The sequence below is a fragment of the Streptomyces aureus genome (genome assembly GCF_000725495.1).
In the GTDB taxonomy this organism is placed as follows: domain Bacteria; phylum Actinomycetota; class Actinomycetes; order Streptomycetales; family Streptomycetaceae; genus Streptomyces; species Streptomyces aureus_B.
Map to the genome: position 1 here is coordinate 490335 of NZ_JNZD01000001.1, position 12631 is coordinate 502965.

Sequence of the window (12631 nt, forward strand, 5' to 3'; positions counted from 1 at the left end):
GCTTCTCAGCGCGTCGGGGACGTGAGAAGCATATGGGATGGCGGGAGGTATCGCCAAAACGGTTTACGGGGAGGTCGTGGAGGGGGTTCCCGAGGGCATCGGCGAGGGGGTCGCGCCGGGCTCGTTCTCCTGCGCCAGATGGCGGCTGACCTCGGCCGTCGTCTCGCCGAGACCGCCCAGTCTGATCTCGTCCCAGGCCTGGAGCCGGTGGGTGTCGCGGTCCATGTAGAGCACCGAGGCCTCGATCGGGGCGGGGTACCGGCGCTCGACCGCGCGCAGCCCGCTGCCGCCCGTCGAGCCCTCCACCCGCAGCCGGGTGCCGTACTTCATGATCTCCATCTCCTCGTGGTGCAGATGCCCCGCGAGCACCAGGGGCACCTGGCCGTCCGTCCCGCGGGCGGCGACCGGTTCGTGGGCGACGGCGATGTCGGCCGGGGTGCCCGCGGCGCGCTGGTCGCGCAGGGCCGAGGCCAGCCGGGCGCCCGCGAGGTCCTCCGCCGCGTCGCCGCCCGGCGCGGACGAGCGGTCGGGTGTGAACTGGGGATCGCCGATGCCGGCGAAGCGCAGGCCCGCGACGGAGACCGCCCGGCCGTCGTCCAGGACGTGCACGTTCCGCAGATGTTCCAGGTAGCGCTGGGTCTCCCGGGAGTCGTGGTTGCCGCGGACCCAGACGTAGGGGGCTCCCAGGTCCGGTATCGGGTCCAGGAAGGCGTTCTCGGCCGCCGAACCGTGATCCATCGTGTCGCCGGAGTCGACGATCACGTCGATCGCGTACTGCTTCACGAGCGAGGCGATGATCTTCCAGCTCGCCGGGTTCAGATGGATGTCGGAGACGTGGAGCACCCGGATCGTGGTCGGGTCGGGTTCGTAGGCGGGAAGGGTGGACGTGACGTCGTACAGCTTCGTCACGTTCGTCACCAGGCGTGCCAACTCCTTCTGGTAGACGTCGAATTCGCTGACGATGCTGCGGGCGTCGCCGACCAGGGAGGGGGCGGAGGCGAGGAGCCCGGAGTACTTCGGCTCCAGGACCGACTTGGGGTTCCAGGTGGCGAAGGCGGTCGCTCCCGAGGCGCCCAGCAGGCACAGGGCGAGACCCCCGGCGGCGAGGGCGCGGCGCGGGCGGCGGTAGACCGCGAGGCCGAGGGCGGCGGCGCCGGCGACCACGGCCGTGCAGGAGCGGACGGCCAGGTCCAGGGTGCCGTCCTCGACGTCCCGTACGACCTCGTCCTGGAGCCCGGCGAGGCGCTCGGGGTGCTCGACGAGGGCCTGGGAGCGCTCCGGGTCGAGCCGGTCCACGTCCACGTCCAGGCGCAGCGGGGCCTCGTGGCTGCGCAGTTCCAGGGCGCCGAGCGGGGAGATGTTGATCTTCGTGCCACCGGTGAGGGAGGGGCGCAGGGTCATGGTGGTGTTCATGGGGCCGACCGGGACGCGGACGTCGCCCACGGCCAGCAGCCCCAGCCAGGCGCCGAGCAGGACGACGCACAGCATCCCGAGGGCGCGGGTGTACGGGTTCGGGCGGGCGGCGAGTTCGAGCTCGGGGGGTTTCCGGCGGCCGGTGCGGCCGGGGCGGCGGCGGGCGAGCGCGTGGAGCGCCCGTCCGGCGCGACGGGCGGTGCTGCGGGCCGTACGACGGACGGTGGCGGTTGCGGCGACGGGGACGCGGGCCATTCGTCCCGTCTGCCCAAGGGGCGCGGGGGGTATGCGGGGTTCCGTCCCCGTCCTGGAGGAGGCGGCCTGCGGCGCGGGGAGGACGGGTCCGTGGTGGGTGCGCCGTGGTGCGGTCAGCCCCAGCCCAGTTCGTGGAGCCGGTCGTCGTCGATGCCGAAATGGTGGGCGATCTCGTGGATCACGGTCACCGCGACCTCGTGGACCACCTCGTCCGTCGTCTCGCACCGGCGCAGGGTGGGACCCCGGTAGATCGTGATGCGGTCGGGCAGCACACCGGCGTACCACTCGCCGCGGTCGGTGAGCGGAGTGCCTTCGTAGAGCCCCAGCAGCTCGGGGTCGTCCGCCGGAGGCTCGTCCTCGACGAACACGGCGACGTTGTCCATCACCCGGGTCAGCTCCGGCGGGATCCGGTCCAGCGCCTGGCTCACGAGCTCTTCGAAGGTTTCGCGCGTCATCTCCAGCACCCCGCCATTGTCGGGGATGGCGGGGTGCCGGCGGCGTACGACGGAGACCGGAAGGGCCCGGATCCGGCGGGGAAACGGGGCGCCTGCCCCACATGGGGTGTCTCGTACCGGTTTCGGAGTGTGCTGCCGAAGGGGTCCGGGCCGCCCGGTGATAGTGCGGGCATGACACGCACCCCCTCCCCGGGCCGCCCGGTCGCGCGAGCCCGCAAGGCCCTTCTGTGCGCCGCTCTCCTCGCCGTCACCGTCCAGACCGCCGCCGTGCCCGCGGCCGCCCACGAGGCCGCCCGCCCGCGCGGGAGCGAGTGCGCGCGAACCGCGCGGCCCCTCGGCGGAGAGTCCCGCGAAGTCCTCGGGATCACCCGGAAGGCCAAGGCCGATCTTCATCTGAAGTCGGTCGAGGTGAAGGTCACCCGCGGCCGGCGCGAGGTGCTCACCGACGCGCTCGGCGAGTCCATGACCGGAGTGCCGGCCGAGCCGGACATGCACTTCCGCGCCGGTTCCGTGGTCTTCTCCTACGTCGGCACGGCGCTGCTGCAACTGGTCCAGGAGGGCCGGGTCCGCCTGGACGACACCGTGGAGCGCTGGCTGCCCGGGCTGCCCAAGGCGAACCGGATCACCCTGCGGATGCTGGCGACCAACACCACCGGACTCCACGACTACGTCACCGACCCGGCGTTCCTGGCCGAGCTGGAGGCCCACCCGTTCCGCCACTGGACCCCGCAGCAGCTGCTCGCGTACCCCTACAGCCATTCGTTCTGGTACGAGCCGGGCACCAACTGGAGCTATTCGCACGCCAATTACCTGCTGCTGATCCAGGCGCTCGAGAAGATCACCGGTACCCGGATCGACCGGTTCCTGCGGGAGCGGGTGACCGGCCCGCTGGGTCTGGACAACACCCGGAACAACTTCACCCCCGACATCCCGCGCAGGGTCCTGCACGCCTTCACCTCCGAACGCGGGCTGTACGAGGAGTCGACGTTCTGGAACCCCTCGTGGACCACCGCGCCCGGTGCCGTGATCACCACGCACATCTGTGACCTGGCCCGTTCGGCCCGGGCCATCGGCAGCGGCGAGCTCATCTCGCGCCGCTCGTACCGCACGCTGATCAACCCGGGGACCGTCGGGCTCGGTCACCCGACCGCCCGCTGCCCCGCCACGGTCTGTCTGCCGCAGACGGAGGCCAAGCACTTCGGCCTGGGTGTCATCGTGATCAACGGATGGGTCCTGCAGAACCCCTCGTTCTCCGGCTACGCGGCGATCCAGGCGTATCTCCCGTCGAAGCGGCTGGCCATCGCGGTCAGCGCCACCAAGACCAAGGACACGCCCGACGGCAACATGGCCGAGGTGGTCGCCCAGCGCATCGCGGCGGCGCTGGCTCCCGAGGCGCCGCTGGCCGTCGGCTGACCTGCGGCCGGCCCGCCGCGTCCGGCACGGCCGCGCCCGCGGGTGCGGCGGAGGGCGGGCCCGGCGCACGCCCTCCGGGTCCGATGTGGGCCCGGAGCGCACGCCCCCCGGGTCCGGTTGGGCCCGGGGGGCGCGTGTCCTCGCGCGGGCGACGGGAGTTGGGCAGGGAGAACTCCCGTTTCTCCCCACGCTCCCGGCTCCTTCCGAGCGGGGGACACCCCGTCCGGAGGTGGCCGCCCGTGCGCGCCTTGTACGTACCCGTCCGTTCGCGCGTACCCGCCCGGCTGGTCGCCGCGGTCCTGACCGTGGCCGCGACCGCCGGCTGCATGAGCGTCGGCGACGACGCGGGGCGGCCGGCGCCCTCGCAGTCGGCGGGCAGACACGCCGACGGGGTGCCCGGCGGCGGGGCCGCGGGGGGCGGCGGGATCGGGTCGTTCGGCGGGAAGAGCGGCAAGGGCGGCAAGGGCCACAAGGGCGGCAAGGCCTCGGCGAAGCCGGGGGAGTCCGCCTCAGGGGACCCCTCCGCCTCGGCCTCCCCGGGCGCGAAGCCTTCGGCGAAGATCACGGTGAAGAGCGGGGACCCCTCCGAGAACTCCGCGCCGCCCGGTGAGGAGCCGACTCCCACGCGGACGACGGCGGAGCCGACGCCCGAGCCCCCGCCGGCCTCGTCCCCGGCGCCCGACCCCGGTACGGCGGAGCCGTCCTCGTCGGCCCACGAGCAGCCGCTGCCCCAGCTGGTCCAGCGCGAACCGGCGCCCGAGGCGGGCTCCCCGGTCTAACGGCGACGGCAGCGGCAGTGGCGGCGGCAGCGGCCGGTGTGGCGGGGTTCACGGGCCGAAGGGCCGCGGATGTGGTCCGTCCAACAGCGCGGCCGACGGCGGCGAGGTAACTTGGGTGGTGCGAGCAGCTGGCTCGCACTGCACCCTCACCTGGTCTTACGGGCTCGGTTTGCCTTCAAGGGGGAAGGGTGCGTATGGTAGTAGATCGTTTGATCCCATTTGCCCGGCGCCGCCGCAGAGAGCGCCGCGTGGCGCGTACTCTCCCTTGCCGTGGCCGGACCGCATAGAGGCGGTCGTTTGCGACTTCACGGAGTTTGGGCGCGTGCCGAAGAAACTCCGGAAGGTTCGCATTTCGCATGTCTGTTTCCAGTACTGATCACGTCGTCGTGCCCGAGAACAACGAGAACGACGACGTGGTCGAGGCCACGATCGAGGCGATCGAGACCACCGAGTCCGCCGTTCCCGAGATCACCTTCGCCGACCTCGGTCTCCCCGAGGGCGTCGTCCGCAAGCTCGCGCAGAACGGCGTGACCACCCCCTTCCCGATCCAGGCCGCGACCATCCCGGACGCCCTGGCCGGCAAGGACATCCTCGGCCGCGGCCGCACCGGCTCCGGCAAGACCCTCTCCTTCGGTCTGCCGACCCTGGCGCAGCTCGCCGGCGGCCACACCGAGAAGAAGAAGCCGCGCGCCGTCATCCTGACGCCGACCCGTGAGCTGGCCATGCAGGTCGCCGACGCGCTGCAGCCCTACGGCGACGTCCTCGGCCTGAAGATGAAGGTCGTCTGCGGCGGTACGTCGATGGGCAACCAGATCTACGCCCTGGAGCGCGGCGTCGACATCCTCGTCGCCACCCCGGGCCGTCTGCGCGACATCATCAACCGCGGCGCCTGCTCGCTGGAGAACACCCAGATCGCCGTCCTCGACGAGGCCGACCAGATGTCGGACCTGGGCTTCCTGCCCGAGGTCACCGAGCTGCTCGACCAGGTCCCGGCCGGCGGCCAGCGCATGCTGTTCTCCGCCACCATGGAGAACGAGATCTCCACGCTGGTCAAGCGCTACCTGAGCAACCCGGTCACGCACGAGGTCGACAGCGCCCAGGGCAACGTCACCACGATGTCGCACCACATCCTCATCGTGAAGCCCAAGGACAAGGCGCCGGTCACCGCCGCGATCGCCTCCCGCAAGGGCCGCACGATCATCTTCGTCCGCACCCAGCTGGGCGCCGACCGCATCGCCGAGCAGCTCCGCGACGCCGGTGTGAAGGCCGACGCGCTGCACGGCGGCATGACGCAGGGCGCCCGTACGCGGACGCTGGCCGACTTCAAGGACGGCTACGTCAACGCGCTCGTCGCCACCGACGTCGCCGCCCGCGGCATCCACGTCGACGGCATCGACCTGGTCCTGAACGTGGACCCGGCCGGTGACCACAAGGACTACCTGCACCGCTCCGGCCGTACCGCCCGTGCGGGCCGCTCCGGCACTGTCGTGTCGCTGTCGCTCCCGCACCAGCGCCGCCAGATCTTCCGGCTGATGGAGGACGCGGGCGTCGACGCCGCGCGTCACATCATCAACTCGGGCACGGCCTTCGAGCCCGAGGTCGCCGAGATCACCGGCGCCCGCTCGATGACCGAGGTCCAGGCCCAGTCGGCGGGCGACGCCGCCCACCAGGCCGAGCGCGAGGTCACCCAGCTCACCAAGGAGCTGGAGCGCGCGCAGCGCCGTGCCACCGAGCTGCGCGGTGAGGCCGACCGTCTGGTCGCCCGTGCCGCGCGCGAGCGGGGCGAGGACCCGGAGGTGGCGGTCGCCGCCGCGGCCGAGGCCGCTGCCGAGCAGGCCGTCGTCGAGACGCCGGCCGTCGAGACCGTCGTCGAGGCCGACGAGCGTCCCGCGTACGAGCCGCGTCAGCGCCGCGACGAGCGGGGCAACTACGAGCGCCGTGACAACGACCGTGGCGGCCGTTCCTTCGAGCGCCGCGATGACCGCGGTGGCCGTTCGTTCGAGCGTCGTGACGACAACCGTGGCGGTGGCTTCCGTCGCGATGACAACCGTGGTGGCGGCTTCAACCGCGCGATGACCGCGGTGGCCGTTCGTTCGAGCGTCGTGACGACAACCGCGGTGGCGGCTTCAACCGCGACGACCGTGGCGGCCGTTCCTTCGAGCGCCGCGACGACCGTGGCGGCCACCGGGGCAGCGACCGTCCCTTCAACCGTGACCGTCAGGGCGACCGTCCCGCCGGCGGCGGCTTCCGCTCCGGCCACGACCGTCCCACCGGCCGTCGCGACGACCACCGCGCCACGGGTGCCGGTTCGTTCCGCCGCGACGAGAAGCCGCGCTGGAAGCGCAACGGCTGACACCTGACAGCCGAGTTCTGACGCCTGACGGCTCAGCGACCTGATGTGGCCCCCACCCGGACCGGGTGGGGGCCACATCGTCGTTCCCGGGGCCGGCGATGGGAAAAGCCGTTGCTGTCGCCCAGTCAACTCCCTGTAATATTCGTCGACTTGTGCGAGGGATGTGACTGCTGGGGGCCGGGCTCAGGCCCGGGACGGCGAGGTCTCCCCGCACTGCTTCGGGAGGGGTTTCCTTGATTCGTCGTTCCTTCGTCCGCCCCGGACGTTCCTTCGTCCGCCCCGCGAGAGCCGGACGCGCCGCCGCCGTCGCCGCCGCGGCGTCCGCGATGCTCGCCGGCGGTGTGATCCCGCTGCTGCCCACGCCCGCCTCCGCGGTGGGCGCCGCCCAGGAGACGGTGGTTCCCGCCGCGTTGCGGAGCACCTCCACGTCGGCGACGCTCTTCAGCGCCTCCACCTACAAGGGGCACGACGGCGCCGGTGCCCAGGGTGTTTTCCACCGGCTGGAGGGACACTCCGGACTGGTCTGGACGCGCTACGCGGACGGGGTGTCCGTACCGGTGCCGCAGCCTGAGGGCGTCCTCGGTACGTGGGGTACGGGCAGTGACGTCCTCGCCTACCGCTACGAGGACCGTCGGGTCGACCTGTGGGACGCGGCCGACGGGACCACGCGCACCGTCCAGCCGCCTGCGGGCATGGGCCTGTTCACGGCATACGCCGATCTGGTGATCGGGTACCGCGTGGTCACCGCCGAGGACGGCAGGACCAGCAAGGAGATGCACCTGCTGTTCCCCGAGCGGGACGGTACGACCCGTGATGTGCCGGTCACCGGGCTGCCCGCAGGGTGGCAGCTTCTCTCCCCGCTGGGAGGGGACTCCGAGGGGCTCCTCTTCAGCGCGTTTCAGGACGGTCAGTACCGGTCGGTCATGGTCGACCGGAGGACCGGGCAGGTGAGCGGCATGACCGCACCGCGCTCCAAGGTCTACCTCGAAGCTCAGGTCACTCCCGAGCACGTCGTCCTGTTCAACGTGAACGAGGCGAAGGTTCTGGTGTTCGGGCGGTCCGATCTGTCGGCCGCCCCCGCCGAGGTCACGTTGGACGGCGGGGGCAGCGTGAACCCCGCGCAGGACCTCGCCGTGGTCGGTGACTGGCTGGTCCACCGGCCGAGCAACGGGACGGCGGTGACAGCCGTCCCGGTCACCGGCGGCCCCGCGGTGACCGTGCTGCCCGTTTCGGACCCGTACGTCTCCGCCGTCCCGGACGGTACCGCCGTCGCGAAGGGCCGTACGGCCTCCGGTGACTGGGGCATCCAGCGCATCATCGCGGGCCCGGACGGCACTCCCGCCGTCACCCAGGTCAAGCCGCTGCCCAGGCCCCCCGTCCCCGTCCAGGGCATCTCCCTCGACCAGGGGCGTCTCGTGATCACGGACGACAGCCTGCGCGGGCGCCGGGACGACTTTGTCCGGACCGTCGCCGCGACCGGCACCCCCGCGTACGGCGAGCGGTCCGAGTTCTCGCCCTACGCCGAGACCGTGGTCATCGCCCCTTGTGCGACGACGGACGTGGCCTGCTCCGAGATCCACGGCACGGCCGACGGCCGGATCGCCTGGCTGGAGCACTCCTCGGCGACGAAGGACCTGATCCGGGTCAACGGGCCGAAGAGCAACGACCTCTGGGAGCGGAGCGTGCCCGCGGGCGGGCGCATCACCGACGTCTCGGGGCGCTACCTCGTCCACACCACCGCCGACCGGCAGGACGTGTACGCGCTCGACGACGCCGGCGCTCCCGTCCTCACCCGTGCCCCCGGTGCCGCCGCGCTCTCCGGTGACGTGCTCTGGACGGCGGGGTCCACGCCCGGCACCCTCACGGCGTACGACCTGACCGCGAAGCGGACGACGGAGACGCTCGTCACCGACGCCGGCTGCGTGCCGACCGAGTTGCAGGCGCTGGGCCGCTGGATCTACTGGACCTGTGACGGCAGGGCCGGTGTCTACGACCGTACGGCGAAGAAGTCCGTCGCGGTGCCGGCCGACGAGGCGAAGCTCGGCGACGGCTACGTCGTCACGCACGACAGGGCGGCCGGGAAGCTGACGCTCACGACGGTGGCCGGCGGCAGCGCCGTGAGCCGGGTCATCGGCGACCTGCCCGACACCGGCGTCTCCCAGCGGGACGTGCGCTGGACGGTCGACGAGTCCGGTGCGAACGCCGCGTACGTGGACGGCCAGGAGCGCGTGCACCTCGTACCGTCCGGGGTGCCCGAGCAGCCGCTGCGGCTGCTGGCGCCCGCCAGGAACGAGCCGTCCGTGCAGGCGCACGCGGTCGACACCGTCCCGGACACCCTGACCACCCTGCTGCTGTCGAAGCCGGCCGCGGGCTGGGACCTGACGGTGCGCAACCGTGCCACCGGCAAGGTCTACGACGACGGCCGCGACGGCTCCGCCGCGCGCGGCGAGCTGACCGTCGGCTGGCACGGGGACGACCCGGCCCTCCAGGGCGACACCTCCGTCCCGGACGGCACCTACGACTGGACGGTGTCCGTCACCCCCGCGGACGGGGTCGGCGCCCCTCTCCAGGTCCGCGGCACGGTCCGGCTCAAGGGCGGCAGCCCGGTGCGCCACGACCACGTCGGCGCCGAGGGGGCCCCGGACGGCACCGGCGACCTGCTCACGCTCAACGCGTCGGGAGGGCTGACCTTCCAGCAGGGCGACGGGAAGGGCGCGTTCGCCGGGAAGGCCACCGGCAACGGCTGGTCGGCCAAGACGGTCGCGGTGCCGTTCGGCGATCTGAACGGCGACCGCTGCAACGACGTCCTGGTGCGGATGAGCGACGGGGCCCTGCGCGGCTACAAGCCCGCGTGCGGCACGGCGCCGACCCCCTCGACCTCGTACAAGGCGCTCGGCACCGGCTGGAACGCGTATGACGTCCTGACCTCGCCCGGCGACCTGACCGGTGACGGGCGGCCGGATCTGCTCTCGCGGAAGTCCTCGACCGGCGACCTCTACCTGTTCGCGGCGAAGAGCGACGGAACGCTCTCGGCGGGCAGGAGGATCCGCACGGCGTGGACGGGCTACACCAAGGTCGTCGGCGCCGGGGACCTGAACGGCGACGGGATCGGGGACGTGCTCGCGCGGGACGGGGCGGGAACGCTGTACCGCTACGACGGCACCGGGACCGGCCTGTTGAAGGACCGGGTCAAGGTGTTCACCGGCTGGGGCGCCTCCTACAACGCGATCGTCGGCGTCGGCGACATCACCGGCGACGGGAGGAGCGACCTGGTCGAGCGCGACACCTCGGGGAACGTCTACCGCAACGCCGGTACGGGGACGGGCTCGTTCGGTCCCCGCGTGAAGATCGTCGGCGGGTGGCAGGGCTACAAGGGCCTTTTCTAGCCACATTGCCCGTCGGCCCGGCGCATGTCATGCCCCCGGCGAGGGAATCGCTGGGGGCATGACAGATGACGCCAGAGTGACTGGGCTGTCGGACGAAGAGCGGCTGGCCCAGCTCGGCTACACGCAGGTTCTCGCCCGCCGCATGTCGGCGTTCTCCAACTACGCGGTCTCCTTCACGATCATCTCGGTCCTGTCGGGCTGCCTGACCCTGTATCAGTTCGGTATGAACACCGGCGGCCCCGCCGTGATCACCTGGGGCTGGGTCGCCGTCGGACTGATGACCCTGTTCGTCGGCCTCGCGATGGCCGAGATCTGTTCGGCCTATCCGACGTCCGCCGGGCTGTACTTCTGGGCGCACCGGCTCGCCCCGGAGCGCAGCCGGGCCGCCTGGGCGTGGTTCACGGGCTGGTTCAACGTCCTCGGCCAGGTCGCGGTGACCGCCGGCATCGACTTCGGCGCGGCCCTGTTCCTCGGCGCCTATCTGAACCTCCAGTTCGACTTTGAGGTGACGCCGGGCCGCACGATCCTGCTGTTCACCGCGATCCTGATCCTGCACGGCCTCCTCAACACCTTCGGCGTGGGGATCGTCGCCCTCCTCAACAGCATCAGCGTGTGGTGGCATGTCGTCGGTGTCGCCGTCATCGTCGGCGCGCTGACCTTCGTCCCGGACCACCACCAGTCGGCCGGCTTCGTGTTCACGAAGTTCGTGAACCACACGGGCTGGGGCAGCGGGGTCTACGTGGTCCTGATCGGACTTCTGATGGCCCAGTACACGTTCACCGGGTACGACGCCTCCGCCCATATGACCGAGGAGACCCACGATGCCTCCACGGCCGGGCCCAAGGGCATCGTGCGCTCCATCTGGACCTCGTGGATCGCCGGGTTCGTCCTGCTCCTCGGTTTCACCTTCGCGATCCAGTCCTACGACAAGGAGCTGGGCTCGGCGACGGGCGCGCCTCCGGCGCAGATCCTGCTGGACGCGCTCGGCGCGACCGCGGGCAAGCTCCTGCTGCTCGTCGTGATCGGCGCCCAGCTGTTCTGCGGCATGGCGTCCGTGACCGCCAACAGCCGCATGATCTACGCGTTCTCGCGGGACGGCGCGCTGCCGTTCTCGTCGGTGTGGCACACGGTGCACCCGCGCACCCGGACCCCCGTGGCGGCCGTCTGGCTGGCCGCGCTGGGCGCCCTCGTGCTCGGCCTGCCCTATCTGATCAACTACGCGGCCTACGCGGCCGTGACGTCGATCGCGGTGATCGGCCTCTACGTCGCCTACGTCATCCCGACCCTGCTGCGGGTGCGCAAGGGCGACGCCTTCGAACGCGGGCCCTGGCACCTGGGCCGCTGGTCCCGTCCCGTCGGGGTGATCGCGGTCGGCTGGGTGGCCGTCATCACCGTGCTGTTCATGCTGCCCCAGGTCTCCCCGGTCACCTGGGAGACGTTCAACTACGCCCCGGTCGCCGTCCTCGTCGTCCTCGGTTTCGCCGCCGCCTGGTGGCTCGCCTCGGCCCGGCACTGGTTCCTCAACCCCGAGCACCAGCGCACGATCGACCGCGAGGCCGCCCGCAAGGGTGCACCCGAACCGGTCGATCCCTGACCTTGCGGGCCCCCGGCGTGGCCGGGACCCCCGATACCCGATCGGAGTCCCGGCCACGTCCCGCTATGCTCGGGGATGCATCGGCGCGCTCCGGTGCGCCGTGCCGGTGTTTTCCGGTGCGGGGACCCTTAGCTCAATTGGCAGAGCAGTGGACTTTTAATCCATTGGTTGTGGGTTCGAGTCCCACAGGGTCTACGCGAAAGCCCCCGGCTCAGAGGTGTTCCGAGCCGGGGGCTTGTTGTTTTCGGGGACCCTCGCGCCGCCCCCTCGCGGGAGCGGGAGCGGGAGCGGGAGCGGGTGCGGGCCGGGCTGTCGGGGTGTCAGCCCGCCGAGAGGTCCGTGAGTTCCGCGCGCTCCACGAGGTCCGGCAGCGGCAGCGTGTGCTGGGTCTGGAGGACCTTGGCGCGCAGGTAGCGGACGTTGTGGGCGGTGGTGAAGACGCCCGTCGGGACCCGGTGGGCGACCGTGACGCCGAGCTCGCGGAGCTGTTCGGCCTTGTCCGGGTTGTTGGAGAGCAGGTCCAGCGAGTCGATGCCGAGGGCCTGGAGCATCTGGGCGGCCACCGTGTAGTCACGGCCGTCCTCGGGCAGGCCGAGCGCCGCGTTGGCGGCGTAGGTGTCGAGGCCCTGGTCCTGGAGGGCGTAGGCGTCCAGCTTGTTGTAGAGGCCGATGCCGCGGCCCTCCTGGCGCAGGTACAGCAGGACGCCGCCGCGGTCCGCGATCTGCTCCACGGCCTCGCGCAGCTGGGGGCCGCAGTCGCAGCGGGCCGAGCCGAACACGTCGCCGGTCAGGCATTCGGAGTGCAGCCGCACCAGCGGGTTCGCGCCGGGCTCGCCGAGGACGACGGCCAGGTGTTCCTTGCCGTCGTCGAGGCCGTGGAAGGTCACGAGCTCGGCGTCGACGGAGTAGCCGTCGCCGAAGCGCAGGGGAACGCGGACGCGGGTGCGCACGGTGGCGGTGGGGTGGTCGCGCATGGTGTCTCT

General features: G+C 71.9%; 7 protein-coding genes, 1 tRNA gene and 1 pseudogene. 6 read left to right on the forward strand and 3 right to left on the reverse strand.

The genetic code is table 11. The annotated features are described in order from the left end of the window. Positions 1-63: 63 nt before the first annotated feature. Both IO36_RS02230 and IO36_RS02235 read right to left on the reverse strand, forming a co-directional pair. Entirely contained in the window at positions 64-1668 is a 1605-nt protein-coding gene (locus IO36_RS02230) for a metallophosphoesterase family protein (protein WP_037615232.1), read from the reverse strand. Between the two features lie 113 nt (positions 1669-1781). Further along, positions 1782-2132 (reverse strand): metallopeptidase family protein, encoded by a 351-nt coding sequence (locus IO36_RS02235; protein WP_037615235.1) that lies wholly within the window; start codon positions 2130-2132, stop codon positions 1782-1784. A gap of 162 nt (positions 2133-2294) precedes the next feature. Between IO36_RS02235 and IO36_RS02240 the strand changes: the two genes are divergently transcribed. From IO36_RS02240 to IO36_RS02265, 6 genes and pseudogenes are all read left to right on the forward strand, one after another. Continuing rightward, positions 2295-3536 (forward strand): serine hydrolase domain-containing protein, encoded by a 1242-nt coding sequence (locus IO36_RS02240; RefSeq protein ID WP_051899901.1) that lies wholly within the window; start codon positions 2295-2297, stop codon positions 3534-3536. A gap of 239 nt (positions 3537-3775) precedes the next feature. Further along, positions 3776-4315 carry a hypothetical protein gene (locus tag IO36_RS02245; RefSeq protein ID WP_037615237.1) on the forward strand — a complete coding sequence of 180 codons (540 nt, stop codon included), beginning with the start codon at positions 3776-3778 and terminating at the stop codon, positions 4313-4315. Positions 4316-4671: 356 nt separating this feature from the next. Further along, positions 4672-6668: pseudogene (locus IO36_RS02250) on the forward strand (DEAD/DEAH box helicase). A gap of 233 nt (positions 6669-6901) precedes the next feature. Then, a complete protein-coding gene (locus tag IO36_RS02255) occupies positions 6902-10054 on the forward strand; it encodes an FG-GAP repeat domain-containing protein (RefSeq protein ID WP_245173087.1) in 3153 nt (1050 codons plus the stop codon). 58 nt (positions 10055-10112) lie between these two features. After that, positions 10113-11648 (forward strand): amino acid permease, encoded by a 1536-nt coding sequence (locus tag IO36_RS02260; protein WP_037615239.1) that lies wholly within the window; start codon positions 10113-10115, stop codon positions 11646-11648. Positions 11649-11770: 122 nt separating this feature from the next. Beyond that, positions 11771-11843 (forward strand) — tRNA-Lys (locus IO36_RS02265). Positions 11844-11968: 125 nt separating this feature from the next. Here the strand turns inward: IO36_RS02265 and IO36_RS02270 are convergent. Beyond that, positions 11969-12622: a GTP cyclohydrolase II gene (locus tag IO36_RS02270; RefSeq protein ID WP_037615241.1), complete on the reverse strand. Its 654-nt coding sequence runs from the start codon at positions 12620-12622 to the stop codon at positions 11969-11971. Positions 12623-12631 lie beyond the last annotated feature (9 nt).